This window comes from Alteromonas lipotrueae (assembly GCF_019249255.1).
Classification (GTDB): Bacteria; Pseudomonadota; Gammaproteobacteria; order Enterobacterales; family Alteromonadaceae; genus Alteromonas; species Alteromonas lipotrueae.
The window spans coordinates 136921-154133 of sequence record NZ_JAESDJ010000008.1; the positions used below are offsets into that span (position 1 = coordinate 136921).

Consider the following 17213-nt stretch of genomic DNA (forward strand, 5'->3'; position numbering starts at 1 on the left):
TTGCAATTGATTTACTTTTTGGTTAAATTTTGACTATCTTCTGTCTTATATAAGACAAATGAGCAATACCTAGTTTATATAAAATTAATAAGACCTAAGAAAAGACCGTCGGACACACGGCAGATAAAACTGGATAAAACCCATAAAAGAGAATTCGTGGAGAACACCATGTTACTAAGACCTAGCACACTACATTCAAGTATTACTCGGGCATTAGCCATTGGTACTTGTATGACTATTGGCTTTGCAGCCAGCGCGCAAGAAGCAGAAACTGCCGAGCCAAAGGGCTTGGAAAAAATAACAGTTACATCACAAAAACGAGTGGAAAGCCTAAATGAAGTGCCTGTTGCGGTTTCGGTTTTACGCGAAGATCAAATTAACGCTGCATTTTCTAACAACATTGAAGGTCTACAAGCATTAGTCCCATCGGTCAGTTTCCGTAAAGGCAATACAACACGAAACTCCGCCATTACCGTTCGTGGTATTGGAACTATTTCATTTAGTGTGGCTGCTGAGCCGAGTGTCTCTACCGTAGTAGACGGCGTTGTGTTAGGCCGTGCCGGTCAAGCGTTTGTTGACTTATATGACCTTGAGCGCATTGAAGTTTTACGTGGCCCACAGGGTACATTATTCGGTAAGAATGCATCGGCGGGTGTGGTAAATATCACGACCAAGCGCCCTACTGATGAGTTTGAAGGGACAGCCGAAATAAGCCTGTTTCAAGACAATGAATACCGATTAAAAACCAGTGTGTCTGGTGCATTAAACGATAATGTAAACGGTAGTCTAACGGTGCTTAAATCGCAGTTCGATGGATACATTAAAAACGTTTATAACAACGAAATGACTAACGGCTACGACAAAGAAGGCGTTCGCGCCATGCTTGATATGGAAGCGGGTAACGACACCGACATTCTGTTTATCTTTGAAAACGTGAAATCTGATGATAGCTGCTGTGCCGATTTAGAACTTTCACCAAGTGGCCGTCACCCTGATTCTGAAGCACTACCAAACAGTACTGGTGATGGCGACTTAGATTTAGAACAGCGCCTTATAGACCATGACTTTGAAACTCGTACGTTAGATGAAACCACGGGTTTCTCTATGCAGGTTGATACCATGTTTGGCGATCACCAATTCACTTCAATCACTGCTTACCGTGATTGGGATAATACTGAATTCCGTGAAGGTGACTTCACCTCAACAGCGGGCACACGTCCGTTCCCAGTGTTTGGCGAACCGTTCCAGTTACACGATATTGGCGCACAAAACTGGAAGCAAACGTCACAAGAATTCCGTATTGCATCGCCTGTGGGTGAGGCATTCGATTATCAAGTGGGCGCGTTCTGGTGGACACAAAAATCTGAGCGTAATTTTACCCGTGATGCTAGTTGTCAAAATAACGATTTACAATTCCCTAAGGCTATCAGCGCTTACTTAACTGACACATTAGGTATAGCTGACCCAACTGACGATCAAGTTAACCAGTTTATTGCTGATGAAGGTCTTAGCTGTAATTCAAACGATATTGTAAGCGCAACGGCTTACATGGAAACCCAGTTTGATAACTGGGCATTATTTGCTGATGGTAAATACCATATTAATGACGATTTACGCCTGCTATTTGGAATTCGTTATACCGATGACGAAGTAAGCTACTCGCACAACCGTAGCAGTAATGATCAATACAGTCGTACTGGTGTAGGTGTACGGAGCTTCGATACTGACTACAGCGGCAAGACTGACGAAACTAATGTATCAGGCAAGTTGGGTGTGCAGTATGACTTAACTGATAACAGCATGACGTATTTCACCTTCTCACAAGGCTATAAAGGCCCTGCGTTTAACGTGTTCTACAACATGTCAGACTCAGATACCTTGCCTATTGGTGAAGAAACTTCGGATGCTTACGAGCTAGGTTATAAGTACGCCAGCCGTGACATTATCTTCAATGCCGCTATCTTTAGAACAGATATCGACGGTTTCCAAGCGAATAACTCAGAATTGCTAGATGGCGTTACTATTACCCGCTTAACCAATGCTGGCTCAGTAACTACTCAAGGTTTCGAGTTTGACTTCATGTGGCAAGCAACAGATAACCTATCGTTAACCGGTGGTTTATCGAAAGTAGATGCTGAAGTGGATGAGTTCTTATGCCCAATAACCGATACAGATATCGATAACCCTTGTACTGGCAGTTCTGGCGCAGACTTACCTTTCTCTCCAGACCTTAAATACTCAGTAACCGGTGAGTACATTTGGGAGATGGACAACATGGACATTATCTTAAACGGTTCTTACGTTTACACTGACGAAATGTTCGTTGGTGCACCAGGTGCGTTTGCAGAGGAAAACGATCCTGCTGTGTTACCAGACTATGCCATTGTGAATGCAAGCTTGGCGTTCTCGTTCCAAGATGATGACTACCGCATCAGCCTTATTGGTAAGAACTTGACTGACGAAAGCTATGTAACGACCTACAGCGGTGATAACTTCCGTTATCAAATCCCGCGTGATGCAGACCGTTACTTTGGCGTGCAACTTCGCGCTAGATTCTAAAGACAATTTAAACATGTGTGTTTAAGGCGCCGTTAAGGCGCCTTTTTTTGTTCGCTTTTTGGCTTAACAAATAATAGCCCGCATACGTATCAAGCCTCGCCGTGTAGTTTATCGCGGCTTAAAACCAAGTACCGTGTTGCGTTCATGGCGTTGCAGTTCTGCTAGCGCTTGTTGCTGTTGCTCATTAGGCGTTAGCGTTGAGTAGACCGATGAAGTTATAGGTAATTCATCATCGCCATACGTGTATTGATGACTGTGATTTTGACGAGAATGATGGGATTTGCTTTGGTCACCTTTTTCATCCAGAGTAAACGCTGCATTAGGCTGCAGGGCCACCGGAACAAAATGAGTAGCAACGATAACTAATCCCGAAAGCGCACTCTCATTAATGACCTCAGCGACTCGCTGCTGTGCTTCGCTATCTAGCCCTTCAAAGGGCTCATCGATTAACAGCACATCAGGTTTTGCTAATAAGGCTCTGGCCAATGCTAAGCGTTTACTTTCACCGCCTGATAAAGCCCTTCCTCCTTTACCAACCCATTCAGTTAACGCAGAAAGGTGCTGTAAACCAACACGCGCTAAAACTTCGTGCATGGACTCTTCACTGATCCCAGTGGCAGCAGGATCTAAGTTCAGTTTAATGGTACCTGCCAAAATAATGGGTTGCTGTTCAACGTAAATCCATTTTTCTAACATGCCTTGCACAGTGGCAACATTGTCTATTGAGCGGCGCCCTTCAAAAGGAATTAGCCCACATATGGCTTGTAGAATGCTCGACTTACCGCACCCTGAATACCCCTTGAGCACGCTAAGCCCTGTAGCCTCAAACTGCATATTGACCGTAGGTAGGTTTCTGTCTTGTGCGATAAAATCTTTTAATGAAAGTGATACCCTAGGTTTATGCGCATTTAGTAAAGGTAAAGACTGAGTGTGCATTGCTTGTAGCTCTGCTTTGCTATGTTGCCACTTTGCGAACTTAACCACACTACTAAAAGTGGCGTTTGCCCAGTCTGGCGCTGCTAACAGAACCATAGGCGTGATTAATGCGAGCGGAACGAAATAAGCCGCTGAGTTAGCACTAACAACAACCAGAACAACCAAACTGAATACGCCACCTTGAAAAAGCCACATGGCTCTGGACACTAGCGCCTGCTCTTTTAATTGCGCATCTTGTGCCTGTTGGGTACTGGGGGCATTAAACAAGCCTTTCGAAGTTTTCGATTTAAGGTGCCACAAACTACTTGCTTGAAAAAACGTTGCGCTTTGGTGCCGAAACTCAAGCTCTTCCTGCGCCGTTTTAGCCACGGTTTTAAGCCCGCAAAGCGTGGTGATAACACTCATCACCAACCACAGCATGGCTAGGGCTATGAAAAAACCATAACCCGGCACATTCATGAGATACCCAGTGAACAATAACCCTGTCATTAGCAGCGCAACCGAGGCTAGTGGCGAAACCCACGCAATAAAGGCTGATGCAAGTTGCTCCGTATGGTTCGCGAGAGCTTCAACTGTCCATGCTTTGCTTTCAAGACGCTTTGACGCTAATTGTTCAAACACGGCTAAGCGCGCTTTGGCAATGCGCGTTAATAAATCGTTGTGACCAAGCCACATGGTGGTGTAACCACTAGCAATTCGAAGTAGCGCAAGCCCCCTTATGACCACCGCTGGAATAACATAGTTAAACCCTAAAGGTGCTATCGCGCTAATGGCAATAAACCAAGATGATATGATAAGAATACTCAGACCCGCGATACCATGAAGCAAGGCCAAACCCAGAGCACCATACGCAGCCATTGACGTCTGCCCGGTTAGTGACGAAGGCGCTTTTGATGAATCAGGTGCTGCTTTTGAAGGTAAGTATTTCATTTCACCGTTACCTCCCCGTTTGCAATATGCCAATGCGCGTCAAACCAATGCGCGGGCAATAACTTATGCGATGCCCAAATCACAGTCTTGCCTTGAGTGACACGGGAAATAAGCTGCGAAAGACGATGGTGCTGTTCATCGGGAATATGCGCGGTGGGTTCATCTAATAACCAGATATCTGGATCTCTTAATAGACCACGAGCCAACGCAAGCCGTTGCGCTTCACCACCGGAAAGGTTGGGGTACTCAGTCATCAAAGTATCGAGGCCATCAGGCAGCGACGAAAGCCAATCAGCGAGCTCAACTGAATTTAGCACCTCGCACAACGCACTATCGCTATAGTGGGCATCAAGTATGAGGTTCTCTCTCACGCTGCCAGGTAAAACAACGGGAGTTTGACTCACCCAGACACAATGTCCGTCAAAGCCGTGAGAGGCTTTGCGATGGCCAGCTAACGCCTCTAGCAATACCGTTTTACCACTTCCAGAAACGCCATTTAGGCGAATATGTTCTCCTAAAGCAACCTTAAGGTGCTCGGCTTTAAGTAAATTGGATACACGGAAATTTTGCGCATCAAACCCAGAAAATGGTTTGTTCTTCATTTCGCCTTTGCTCACTTCCCCTTTCTTCACAGACACATTGTCGTTCAACGTATCAAACAACGAAAACAAACACTCGCTGGCCGCTTCAGCTTCAGCTTTTTGGTGATAAACCTGCCCCAGTTTTTTCATTTCACTTAAAATTAGCGGCACCGTTAGTAACACCCAAAGCCCTTGCTGTAAGGAAATTTCAGGCCCCAAGTTAAGCTCGCCGAGCAGTGAAAAACCTATAAAGACAGCAACTAAGGCTACCGATAAAGTGGCAAAAAAATCTAATACTGACGATGATAAGAACGCGACGCCTACCACCCGCATGGTGCGTTTATTGAGTTGTTCGCTGGCGTTATTAAGCAAACGCATCTGCGTATTGTGAGCCCGATAACTCGCCATTAAAGGCAGTGCATTAAGTCTATCGGTAAAAAGCCCACCTAGCCGTTCAAGCGCCACGAAATGCTTGCGATGTAAGCTGGCGGCTCCTTTACCAACAATAACCATAAATAAAGGAACAATAGGAAGGGCTATAGCTAACCCCATTCCTATTACGGGGTTAACGTAAAAAATAATGACTAGCGCCATCAATGGGACAAGTACTGCAACATATTGCTGTACGCGGTAATCGAAAGCCCAATTGGCAATAGAGCGAATATGCTTCACCCAAAGTGATTGCCAATAAAAAAGTGAATGTTGACGAATGAGGGCGTGCTGTTGCTCGGCGAAAATAAGTTGTAACTTTTGCTCCATAGCCTGCATCAACTGACTCTTACATGACAGCGTAAGCGTGTTTACCAACCCTTGAGCTATCCAGCTAATAAACAACGCGACAGATAAACCTACAATATGAAATTGGCTTGCTTTATGGGTATCTACTATCCAGTCATGCATAGCATGAGCGAAAAAATAAAAAGCGATAATCAGTGAAAAAAGAGACAGACACTTCACCAAAGTGATGATCAAAACCCGCCTGCGCGCGCCAAGCTTGTGCGTGTTGTCGAGTTGATTAAACTTAGCTTGAAATGTCTGCCTGTCTAACTTTTTCATTGACTTTATCGCACTGCCTATCTTTTAAAATAGCTGGTTAAAATAACGGTTAAACTAAAGACAACGAGCGTTGAATACACCAGCTCGTTGCCTTTTACGTTTTATATTACGCCGTGAACATTAAATAAATCAGCTATTCGGCGTCTTCAGGGCGGTCCATATCTTCGGTAGACTCTAGCCACATGGCATTTAAAATACCGAATGAACACGCTAGCAGTACGCCGAGGATCCAAGTGAAATACCACATATGCTACTCCTTAATAAATAGTGTGAGATTGATCTAAGTCGCTATTTTTGACTCGCCCACGCATTACATAGTAGCCATAGGCGGTATAGCACAAGATGATAGGCACAAAGATACAAGCCACAATAAACATGATATTTAGGGTTAAGTGACTAGAGGTGGCATCCCATACCGTAAGGCTAGCTTCCGGCATAGTGATACTGGGCATCAAGAACGGGAACATTGAGAAGCCCGCAGTTAATATAACGCCAGTAATCAGCAGTGCACTTGAAACAAATGCCATCCCTGCGTTTCCTTTGCGAGAAAACATGGCACATGCGAGCCCTGCTGACACACCTAAAACAGGCGCAATAATCATCCATGGATATCGTGAGTAGTTCGTCATCCATGCGCCCGCTTCAATAGCGACTTCTTTTTTCATTGGATTCGAGGTGGCTAAGGCATCTACGGTAGAGGTAATAACAAAACCATCTAACCCAAATGCTACCCACGCACCGGCAATCAGGAATAAGACTACTGCCACTAGGCTCAGTATAAACGACGTTACACGTGCTCTAGATTCAATGAAACCATCCGTTTTCATTTGTAACCATGCTGCGCCGTGATTAAGTAAAATAGCCACTGACAACAACCCAGACAACAAAGCGAATGGGGTAAGCAACCCAAAGAAAGAGCCGGTGTACGTTGATTTAAGCGTGTTGTCGAATTCAAACGGCACACCTAATAACAAGTTACCAAATGCCACGCCAAAAATAAGCGCAGGGATGAAACCGCCAGCAAATAACGCCCAATCCCATGCTTTTCGCCACTGAGCATTTGGCAATTTACTGCGATAATCAAATCCAATTGGGCGCATCCAAAGCGCAATAAGCGTTAGTGCTAGGGCTAAGTAAAAGCCAGAAAAAGCAGTAGCATAAATCATCGGCCATGCTGCAAAAATGGCACCACCAGCCGTAATGAACCACACTTGGTTTCCATCCCAATGCGGCCCAATGGTATTAATCATTACGCGACGTTCTTTGTCTGTTTTACCAATAATGGTCAGCAATGAACCTACACCTAAATCGAACCCATCGGTTACTGCGAAACCAATCAACAACACACCAATAAGGCACCACCAGGCTACGCGAAGAAATTCATAATCAATCATGCGTTTGCTCCTTTTGCATCAAAGTCGATTAAATCGTCATCTTCATCACTATGGTTATCTTCAGGGGGCACTGGCCCTTTTTTGGCAAATTTCTTCATTAAGTAGAAGGCAACAATGAACATCACAGTGTAAAACGCTGAGTAAGCGACTAACGTAGTGACAATGTCAGAGATAGACAAATTAGACGTTGACGCATGCACCGGTAAAATCTCTGCAATAGACCAAGGCTGGCGACCAAACTCAGCCACAAACCAACCGGCTTCACACGCCACCCAAGGAAGCGGCAAGCTATACAATGAAGCTTTTAATAACCAGCGAGGCTGCGTAATTTTATGTTGGGTGCTGTAGTAGAAGGCAGCTAAGAACACAGCTAACATAATAAAGCCTGATGCCACCATTAAGCGGAAACTCCAAAATAAGGGGGCAACTTGAGGAATACTGTAATCCACTGCTTTTTGTAAGGCTGCTTCAGAAGGCTGTGTTACATCGTCCGTAAATGGCTCTAACAACATGGCGTAACCCATATTATCTTTGTGTGCCTCAAACAGCGCGAGTTCTTCTGCTGAAGCCGTTCCATCTCGAACACTATCGAGCAAACCGTACGCTTTAATACCATCAAGAATACGTAAGCGGTTTTCTGCTTTAATGTCTTTTAAGCCTTTAACTTCCTCAGTAAGTGAACGAGTAGCAATAATGCCCATCGCCCAAGGAATTTGAAGTGCGTATTCGGTTTCTTCTTTGTCATCATTAGGAATACCAAATACAGTAAAAGGCGCAGGTGCTGGATGGGTCTCATATTCCGCTTCAACCGCTGCCAATTTTACTTTTTGCACTTCTCCTAATTCGTAGCCACTTTCGTCACCAAGCACAATAACTGACAAGGTAGCCGCTAAGCCAAAACTCGCAGCAATGGCAAAGGAACGTCGAGCGAAGGCAATATGCTTATGGTTTAGTAAGTAGTAACTCGAAATAGCCAATACAAACATGGCCCCCGTTACGTAACCAGCTGAAACAGTATGCACAAACTTAACTTGTGCTACCGGGTTAAAGATAACCTCAGCAAAGCTTGTCATTTCCATGCGCATGGCTTCAAAATTGAATTCAGCCCCTATAGGGTATTGCATCCAGCCGTTGGCAATGAGGATCCATAGTGCTGAGAAGTTAGAGCCAATAGCCACTAACCAAGTGGTCATTAAATGCCTTCCCTTTGACATTTTATCCCAGCCGAAGAAGAACAGCCCAACAAAAGTAGATTCTAGGAAGAACGCCATCAGACCTTCAATAGCCAGCGGTGCCCCAAAAATATCCCCAACATAGTGAGAATAGTATGACCAATTCATTCCGAATTGGAACTCCATAGTGAGCCCGGTAGCCACACCAATGGCGAAGTTAATACCAAACAACTTGCCCCAAAACTGAGTCATTTGTTTGTAAATTTCTTTGCCTGTCATTACATAAACGGATTCCATAATGGCAAGCATGAAACTCAACCCTAAGGTTAAGGGCACAAATATAAAGTGGAACATCGCAGTTAGCGCAAATTGCCACCGCGATAGCTCGACTAACGTATCGCTCATGGGTTTTCTCCCTAGTTAAAAAACAGTACGGCAAGCCGCTAAAATTCTTTTAAATCAATAACCTTAAAAATAAGGCCGCACCGTAAGACTTGTACTTCTGAAGGAGGTTTAGCAAGCTTTGCGCCAGCTATGGCACGATTGCCCATCACCACCTGTATTCCCTACCATGCGGCGCAATTATTCCATCAAGTTGGATTTACCGCCTTGATCCACCTCAAACAAGATGAGAGGAGAATGCGCCAAAAATGTCAATCAGTGCCATTTTTGACACAAAAAAGTGATATGAGCAGTAGCGGAAAGGTTTGAGAGTGGGGCGTTTACAGGAAAGGTGGGGAATGCAGGAAAAAATGCATGGCGTGCCGTTAACGGATGCCGGTAAAGACACGTTGCATTTCCTTGAAAAAAGAAAAGGCTATTCGGGTGAATAGGTAAGTGTAAAAGCACCTCTTAAACTTCCTGGCGCAAAGCCCGTTGCGGTGTCTTCAGGGTATTTTTCCCTAATAATACCTAACACCGCAGGATCCACGTTATTGCCATGACAAGCCGTACACACTTGCCCCGTAACAATCGCTGACATATAGCGTAATTCACCGGTTTCCTCATTCCAACGTGATGCCTCTAACGGCATAGGCAATTGCTTAGATAAGGCATCTGCAAACTCGTGCAATTGGGTTTCTTCCCATCCATCTGGTTGGTTGTCTTGATTACGCACCCGCAGCGCGGTGCGCCCCACGGTCCAACCATCCTTCTTGAGTGCTTGCGCGATAGGCCCAGCGGCCACATAACATGCTTCTACACCTTCTTCTAAACCGCCCTTAGCTATCGCTTGTTGCAGCCGTGCTTTTAAAGCACCACCCAATGCTTTAGCATTGGTACGTGCTTGATTTAACTTGCCTTCGGGTCCTGCTAGTATGACGGCTTCCGTTTCCTGTTGTGTCGCTAAGCTGTCTTGCGGCTGCAGAGTTTTGGCCGACAGCCCAGTTGACAAAAGTAATCCACCTATTACACCAACCGTTAATGTCATTTTCATTTTTTTTCCTCGTACCGGAGAGTTACCCACCTACATATGTTGGGTTTGAAGTTACACACTTGTTCATCAACAGACCTACAAGGCGCGTGCCAATGTGATACCTTAAACCTAGATTAGTTATCTTGTGGGTTCGAATTGTGTGCATACGTCATGCATACCCAGCCCGTATTGCTAGGTGAAGCTGTTACATGAATATCTCGATTGTTCAAGCCATGATAGACGCCATCGATAAACCCGCTATTTTCATCAATCATCAATATGTAATAGAAGCGGTTAATCAGCCTTATCGTAATACCTATCCTGTGGATATTATTCCGGGAGATAGCCAGTGCTTTAAGGTGTCACACGGTAATACCAAGCCTTGTGATCAATGCGGTGAAAGTTGCCCTATTCAACAATGCAAAGAAACCGGCCGCACTGCAAGTGTGGTTCACATTCACACCACAAAAAGCGGTCAAAGCTACTGTGATATTCTCATGCGACCGGTTCACGATGCTAACGGCGACCTGCTTGGTTACTTAGAAATATTAGATAAACTCGCGTTCGCCTCAAATTACCCGACTAAGGGTAAAATGATAGGTGAGTCTGCCGCCTTTAAAGCGATGCTGAATAAAATTAATCGGGCCGCAAAATCCGATATAGCCGTGTTGCTTCAAGGTGAAACGGGTACAGGTAAAGAGCTGGTTTCTCATGCCCTGCATACCAGTAGCCACCGCGCCGAAAAACCTTTTGTAGTAATAGAGTGTACTGGGTTAGCTGATTCGCTTTTTGAATCGGAGTTATTCGGCTACGAGAAAGGTGCTTTTACAGGCGCGCAATCGAACAAGAAGGGGTTGGTTGATGCCGCCCAAGGTGGAACGCTGTTTTTTGACGAAATTGGCGATGTTCCTCTTACCATGCAAGTGAAGTTACTGCGGCTGCTTGAAACTCAAACCTACCGCCCAGTTGGAAGCGTTCAAGTTAAAAAAGCCGATTTCCGTTTAGTATGCGCTACCCATAAAGACTTAAAGTCCTTGGTGGAAAAAGGTGAATTTAGACAAGACCTCTACTACCGAATTGCGGGCTTCCCCATACACCTTCCGCCGCTTCGCGAGCGTCAAAGCGATATTGCCATGCTGTGCAGCCACATGTTGCATGAACTCCCCTCGAAAAAACGCTTACACAAATCCACTCTTGAAGTGCTAAGTCACTATACCTATCCAGGTAACATTCGTGAGCTTAAGAATATTGTGGAGCAAGCGTACTTATTGGCAGATGAAAATGTTATTTACCCCACAGACTTACCCGAGTTAGTCTGCGAGCCCACATCCCATAACAGCGCAAGTGTTCTCACTCTGGAAGCTGCTGAAGCTAAGTACCTAGAAGAGGTAATAGCAAAACATGAAGGCAGTATAGATTCCCTTGCCATAGCACTGGGTATCAGCCAGCGAACCTTGTACCGTAAGCTTCAAGCGTTAGGACTAAAGATTAAATAACACGCGGTAAAAACCCCTTTCAACATCCTATATTTAACGTATTATTAAGTAAGTTCCGGTAGAAATAGAATAGCGCTTTGCCATTGAAGTCATTATTTACACTGCTAGTTTGCCTAACCTTGCTATTGCAAAATGCGATGGCATTGAAGCTTGCGGCTGTAACAATGGAAAAGGCGCAGCAACTGACTACTGAATTGAATGACAGCAGTAACGATATAGAACTCATTTGTACTGGCAGTACCATGCGCTGGATATCATTAAGCGCTACTGAGCATGCCGGTGAATTTGTTTATGTTAGTGTCGATATCAGCAAGGTACCGGTAGAACATATCGACTGTACCAACAGTCTACTTTCTGATTTACCCAATGCGGTTACGGCTCCTGACTTTTCACTTCCTTTAATCACCTTTGTTCGCTTTAACAACCTAGCTACTGCCATTGCACAGCGACCCTACACGGCATACGCCTACGCAGCTCCGCTCTCGCGCGCTCCACCTCTTTCATAGTTTTCCCATCACACTTTACTTATAACGCGCTTTAATCAGCTTTATCGCTGACGTTGTTTAATTAGAAATGGAATAATTATGAAAAAAACAGCCATTGCACTAGCAGTATGTTCTGCTGGCTTATCCCCCTTTTTGTATGCTCAAGAAACTTCATCAACAGAAGTGATTACCGTTATTGGCGAACCGCTCACCGCCACCAATAATGCGCCCGTTTCAGCCTCTACCAATACCGAAGCTGACTATGGTGATCAACTCGCCACGCTACCTGGCGTGACTATTTCGCGAAATGGCCCCGTAACTGGGCTAATCCAGTATCGTGGCCTTTATGGTGACAGAGTCGGCGTGACTATTGATGGAGTAGATATAGCGGGCGCAGGTCCAAATTCCATGGACTCCCCGCTTTCACACGTGTTACCTGAACCAGGGCTTCAGGCCGTGCTGTATCGCGGAATAGTACCGGTAAGTGCAGGGGTTGAAACCTTAGGTGGTAAGCTAGACATTCGTGCCGACGCTCAGCACTTATTTTCACAAGCTAACGGCCTGCAGTTTAATGCCAGCGCCAGTGCATTTTCTCCCGGCGATGCACAGCAGTACCAAGCCAATGCGTTTTATGGCGCAGACAATGGCTTTTTTACCGGCGCATTCACCCACCAGCAACGCGAAGATCGCGAGGCTGGTTCTAGCAATACCGCCTCAAACATAACTATTCCTAATTCTCAGTACCAAAGAAACGGCGGAAAACTGCGCGCGGGCTATAGTTGGGGCAAGCATAGTCTAGATGTCAGCTACCAAACACTGAACACTAACAACAGCGGCACTGCGGCGCTTGCAATGGATATTTCGTTTATAGACGCGGCGTGGTATCGCTTAGGTTATCAATATCAAGCCGATGATGAGCGTATGTTGAAAATGAGCGTGTTTGGCAATAGCAACCAACACGCCATGGATAATGCTTCCCAACGCGCGATTTCAATGGCAAGCATGGCTAGACAAAACGACGCCGATTCTGTGGCGCAGGGTGTAGAGGCAACTTACATTACCCCTGCCCTTGATGGTGAACTCGAAGTAGGCTTTAGCCATTTACACAGCCGAAATAATTCTGTTATCACCAACCCGAATAACAGCGCATTTTATATCAACAACTTTAGCGATATTACCCGCGATACCTACAGTGGTTTCACCGAATGGCATCGAACAACCGACACCGCTGATTACTTGCTGGGCCTTCGTTATACCCAAATTGATATGGACGCTGATGCAATTGGCTCTAACATGGTGATGATGAACGATGCGGTGGCTATGCTAGCGTCTAACTTCAACAATGCCGAACGTAGTGAAACCTACAATATGCTAGATGCGGCAGCCACTATTCAAGTACCCGTAAGCGAAACCATGACAGTATTTACGGGTATCTCACAAAAAAACCGTGCGCCCAACTATTACGAACGTTACACCTGGTTACCGTTAGGCATTACAGGCGGCATGGCTGACGGGCTCAATTACATTGGTAACCTTGAACTTGATAAGGAAACTGCTCGTCAAATTGAGTTTGGTGTTACTTACAGCAAAAACAACTGGACGGTTTCACCACGGCTTTATTACCAAGACATAAAAGACTACATTGCTGGCACACCGAGCAGCAATGCAGCCGCAGTTATGTTCTCAACCATGATGGGGTCAGATACACCATTTCAATGGACTAATACTGACGCTGTTATTAAAGGAGCTGATGTAACTATTAACGCTAAGCTATCGAATAACTTGTTGTTAACCTCAACCGCCAGTGTTAGCCATGGTAACCGTGACGATATAGACGACGCGCTATTTCGCATTGCCCCCGAGCAACTAACTACCCGTATCGAGTGGCAAAGCGAGCTAATGCAATCGCCGCTTATGTTGTCGGTTACTTCTCATTTAGCGGGTGCGCAAAATCATACGTCTGCCCTCCAAAATGAAAGCAGTACATCAGGTTACGGGCTTATACATATAGGCGCACGCTGGCAACTTACTCAAGCTTTCAGCGTGTCGGCACAGCTTCAAAATGCGTTTGATAAGTACTATACCGCTCATACCGCGGGTGTTAACCGCGTATCAGATGTCGATATTGCGGTAGGGGATAAACTGCCTGGGACTGGCAGGGAATGGCAGGTCTCAGCAAGCTATCGCTTTTAGCTGGCCCGTTCCCAAAGCGAGCTAACATGTAAATTACGATAAAAAATGTAAAGTGATAGGCGAAGATATTCGCCTATCACGCTTACGTTGAGTAATTCATAGACAAACAATAGCGAACAGGCTGACCTACACTAAGTCAGCTGTTGCTTGAACAATTAAGCGAAAAGCTAATAAGGTGACAATAACTTTAAATAACACGAGAAATTTGTCGGCTGGAATTTTCTTGAGTACTTTTAGCCCCACGTAAGTCCCCACTGCGCCACTTATAATCATGGCAAAAATTAACCCTAACCATTGAAAAAAAGAAAATCCAACAAAGGTAAAAACGAACGCTTTTAACCCATGCTGAAAGGTAAGGCACGAGGCCATGGTGGCGGTTATCTGCATTTTATTGTAGTTATTTCGATGCACAAAAGCGGCTACTAACGGCCCCGTAGCCCCGACAAACATAGAAATTAACGTGGTGACCAGCCCCGCTAGACTTCGCCCTGCGGGTTGCATTTCCTGCGCTTTCGGTTTGCTGCCCCACACCAAAAATAAGATAAAACCCGCTACAGCAAATTGAATAACCACTAAAGGCAATTGCACGACTATAAACGTAGCCAGCACCGCCCCCAACAACGACCCAAACGAAAAGAACTTCACCATAGACCAATCAACATAACGAAAGGTCATTAGTGCTCGGTTGCCGTTTGAACCTAACTGTACCAACCCATGCACAGGGATAAGTGCAGATACTGGCAAGCTTCCCGCCATTACCGCAATAAGCAACACGCCACCGCCAATACCAAAGGTGGCGGTTATCAAGGACGTCATCGTAGAGGTTGCTATTAGCACTGCGGCGGTAGTTATCGAGATAGCGCCATCAGCGGTTAGCCAATAAGTAACGAGATCCAATTACAGCCCTCCTTTTTTAATTTATTGATTTTTAGTTTCCCTTAAGCACAAACGAGGTGAAAGAAAATGGTTTTCACCTCACCTTTTTGAAGCGAAATTTAAGGCACCTAGTAGCAATTAGTAACAAATTATCTGTAATTGGAACTTGTATATACCCCGCAGCGAAGGCATATTCTGCAATCTTCATTGCGCAACGAAACGGTTTATTTTACGTCGTTGTCGCGAATTTAAATGGATTTAGTCTAGGAAGTTGCGTTGTATTCCTTTTTCAGCCGCTGTTGTATTGTATTTTTTTGTACCGTAACGCTAGTTTACGCTAACGATGCGTCTCAACATATAAATAACCTAGCATCACACAAGGTGTGGAAGCAGCTATTACATGCTGAGCAAACCGCAGTAACGCTAAACCACAATGGCAGTAACTTCTATTTAGCAGAAAATGGCTTTGAAAATCCACTTTCAGAACTTGAAGCGACTATTCACGCCTTTTCGCAAAACCCCAAAAGCCAGTGTCAATTTCCCGCACGTAAACGTTTTATAGAAAAACAGTTACCCACACTTAGCTTCCCTGACGTGGCATGCCCACAGTATGAAGAATATTTAGATGCTTTTTCTACCCACAGCGCCAGCCTTATTTTTGCTTCAGGCTACTTAGGTAACCCCGCGTCGATGTTTGGCCATGTATTTTTGAAGTTTAATGGTGAATCAGAAGACGGCTTACTCGATAACACCTTCTCTTATGGGGCCAAGGTGCCCGATAACGAAAACAAGTTGGTTTACATCACTAAAGGCATATTGGGCGGCTATCAAGGTAAGTTCTCTAACCAGCAATACCACCATCATCATTTAACTTATAGCGAAACCGAGCTTCGCGATATGTGGGAATATAAACTTGCCCTATCCCAAGACGATATTCAATTTCTACTTGCCCATTTATGGGAGCTAGAAAATGCCACTATGACCTATTACTTTTTTGAGCAAAACTGTGCCTACCAATTGGCGAAGTTACTCAGTTTGGTTTTCGATGCCCCCCTGATTGCCCCCAATAAGGTATGGGTGATGCCGTTTGATTTAGTGGTAATGATGCAGCGCCATCAAGCTACCCGCCCCATGTTTAATGACGTTATCTACCATGGCTCACGTCAGCAAACACTTTATGATCGCTGGCAACAATTAACCAGCAAAGAACAGCAAACCTTACTGCAAATTCTAGAAAGTGCGCCTAAAGACACGCAACAGCAACTTGCTGCTTTAGGTGACGCATCGGCGATACGGGTTATCGATACCCTTTACGACTACTTTGCGTTTATTGAACAAAAAGAAGACGACCTCACCGTTACACAACAAGCACAAAAGCGGCAGGCCATGATAAGGCGGTTTGCGATGGCGCCAGGTAAACCAAACTGGAAAAGCGTAGATAGACGCCCTCCTCATGAGGCACAAGATACCACACGTATTGGCCTTGGTTTGTATAACACACCAGCAGGCGACTTAGCGGGGGAGTTGAACTTTCGGGCTAATTATTACGACCTACTCACGCTAAATGCGGGGCGAATTCCCTACTCTGAACTCACTACCTTTAATCTTCGTCTTCGCTACCTAGAGGGTGAAGGACTAGCAGTAAAAGAATTTACGCCGGTGCGAATTATTAACTTAAATGCATCTGAATCAGGATTACCACTTGATAGCAATTGGGCCTGGAAACTGGCCTTTGGCTACAAAGAACAAGCTAATAACTGCACCCACTGCGGCGCAGGTTATATCGACAGTTTTATTGGGAAGTCTTGGGCGTTTCGTCACAACCTTGTAGGTTACGCGGCGCTTAGTACTTCTATTACCAGCTCTAATCTGAATGGCGGCTTTATCGCTGTGGGTTCAGAAGTGGGTGGCGTAGCGCATGTTGCGCCAGAAATAGCAATGTCATTGGCAGTAGGACAACAATGGTTTGTTAACCAGCCATCGAAGGATCAACATTACCTCTCTGTTACCGCGCGATATGCAATTAATCAGCGCTGGGACGTGAGAGCAAATATTGATAACAAGCATGGTACTGACTTCGGCTTGCTCATTTCACATTATTACTAATAACAATCAGAGGAA

At 45.1% G+C, this 17213-nt stretch carries 12 protein-coding genes; 5 read left to right on the plus strand and 7 right to left on the minus strand.

What is annotated here, in order from left to right:
* Positions 1–168 precede the first annotated feature (168 nt).
* Complete coding sequence (locus KYS23_RS12790; protein WP_218418961.1) at positions 169–2559, plus strand: TonB-dependent receptor; 2391 nt, start codon at positions 169–171, stop codon at positions 2557–2559.
* A 108-nt stretch (positions 2560–2667) separates the two neighbouring features.
* Here the strand turns inward: KYS23_RS12790 and KYS23_RS12795 are convergent, their stop codons facing one another.
* The 6 genes from KYS23_RS12795 to KYS23_RS12820 form a co-directional block, all read right to left on the minus strand.
* Positions 2668–4425: an ATP-binding cassette domain-containing protein gene (locus KYS23_RS12795; RefSeq protein WP_159533828.1), complete on the minus strand. Its 1758-nt coding sequence runs from the start codon at positions 4423–4425 to the stop codon at positions 2668–2670.
* Positions 4422–6062 carry an ABC transporter ATP-binding protein/permease gene (locus KYS23_RS12800; RefSeq protein ID WP_159533830.1) on the minus strand — a complete coding sequence of 547 codons (1641 nt, stop codon included), beginning with the start codon at positions 6060–6062 and terminating at the stop codon, positions 4422–4424. The genes KYS23_RS12795 and KYS23_RS12800 overlap by 4 nt, the downstream gene beginning before the upstream one ends.
* Before the next feature lie 133 nt (positions 6063–6195).
* A complete protein-coding gene (gene cydX / locus KYS23_RS12805; protein ID WP_013786436.1) occupies positions 6196–6309 on the minus strand; it encodes a cytochrome bd-I oxidase subunit CydX in 114 nt (37 codons plus the stop codon).
* A 10-nt stretch (positions 6310–6319) separates the two neighbouring features.
* Positions 6320–7456 carry a cytochrome d ubiquinol oxidase subunit II gene (cydB, locus tag KYS23_RS12810; protein WP_218418962.1) on the minus strand — a complete coding sequence of 379 codons (1137 nt, stop codon included), beginning with the start codon at positions 7454–7456 and terminating at the stop codon, positions 6320–6322.
* Entirely contained in the window at positions 7453–9033 is a 1581-nt protein-coding gene (locus KYS23_RS12815; protein ID WP_159533834.1) for a cytochrome ubiquinol oxidase subunit I, read from the minus strand. Before KYS23_RS12815 ends, cydB begins: the two co-directional genes overlap by 4 nt.
* A gap of 412 nt (positions 9034–9445) precedes the next feature.
* Positions 9446–10063 carry a Tll0287-like domain-containing protein gene (locus tag KYS23_RS12820; RefSeq protein ID WP_159533836.1) on the minus strand — a complete coding sequence of 206 codons (618 nt, stop codon included), beginning with the start codon at positions 10061–10063 and terminating at the stop codon, positions 9446–9448.
* A gap of 212 nt (positions 10064–10275) precedes the next feature.
* Between KYS23_RS12820 and KYS23_RS12825 the strand changes: the two genes are divergently transcribed.
* From KYS23_RS12825 to KYS23_RS12835, 3 genes are all read left to right on the plus strand, one after another.
* On the plus strand, positions 10276–11538 hold the full coding sequence (locus tag KYS23_RS12825) for a sigma-54 interaction domain-containing protein (protein ID WP_218419010.1): 1263 nt from the start codon (positions 10276–10278) through the stop codon (positions 11536–11538).
* A gap of 83 nt (positions 11539–11621) precedes the next feature.
* On the plus strand, positions 11622–12044 hold the full coding sequence (locus KYS23_RS12830) for a hypothetical protein (RefSeq protein WP_232370704.1): 423 nt from the start codon (positions 11622–11624) through the stop codon (positions 12042–12044).
* A gap of 78 nt (positions 12045–12122) precedes the next feature.
* On the plus strand, positions 12123–14216 hold the full coding sequence (locus tag KYS23_RS12835; protein WP_218418963.1) for a TonB-dependent receptor: 2094 nt from the start codon (positions 12123–12125) through the stop codon (positions 14214–14216).
* A gap of 126 nt (positions 14217–14342) precedes the next feature.
* On the opposite strand, the gene KYS23_RS12840 is transcribed toward KYS23_RS12835, so the two are convergent.
* Positions 14343–15113, minus strand: a complete 771-nt coding sequence (locus KYS23_RS12840) for a sulfite exporter TauE/SafE family protein (RefSeq protein WP_218418965.1) — start codon at positions 15111–15113, stop codon at positions 14343–14345.
* Positions 15114–15368: 255 nt separating this feature from the next.
* Between KYS23_RS12840 and KYS23_RS12845 the strand changes: the two genes are divergently transcribed.
* On the plus strand, positions 15369–17198 hold the full coding sequence (locus tag KYS23_RS12845) for an Lnb N-terminal periplasmic domain-containing protein (RefSeq protein ID WP_218418966.1): 1830 nt from the start codon (positions 15369–15371) through the stop codon (positions 17196–17198).
* The last annotated feature ends 15 nt before the right edge of the window (positions 17199–17213 follow it).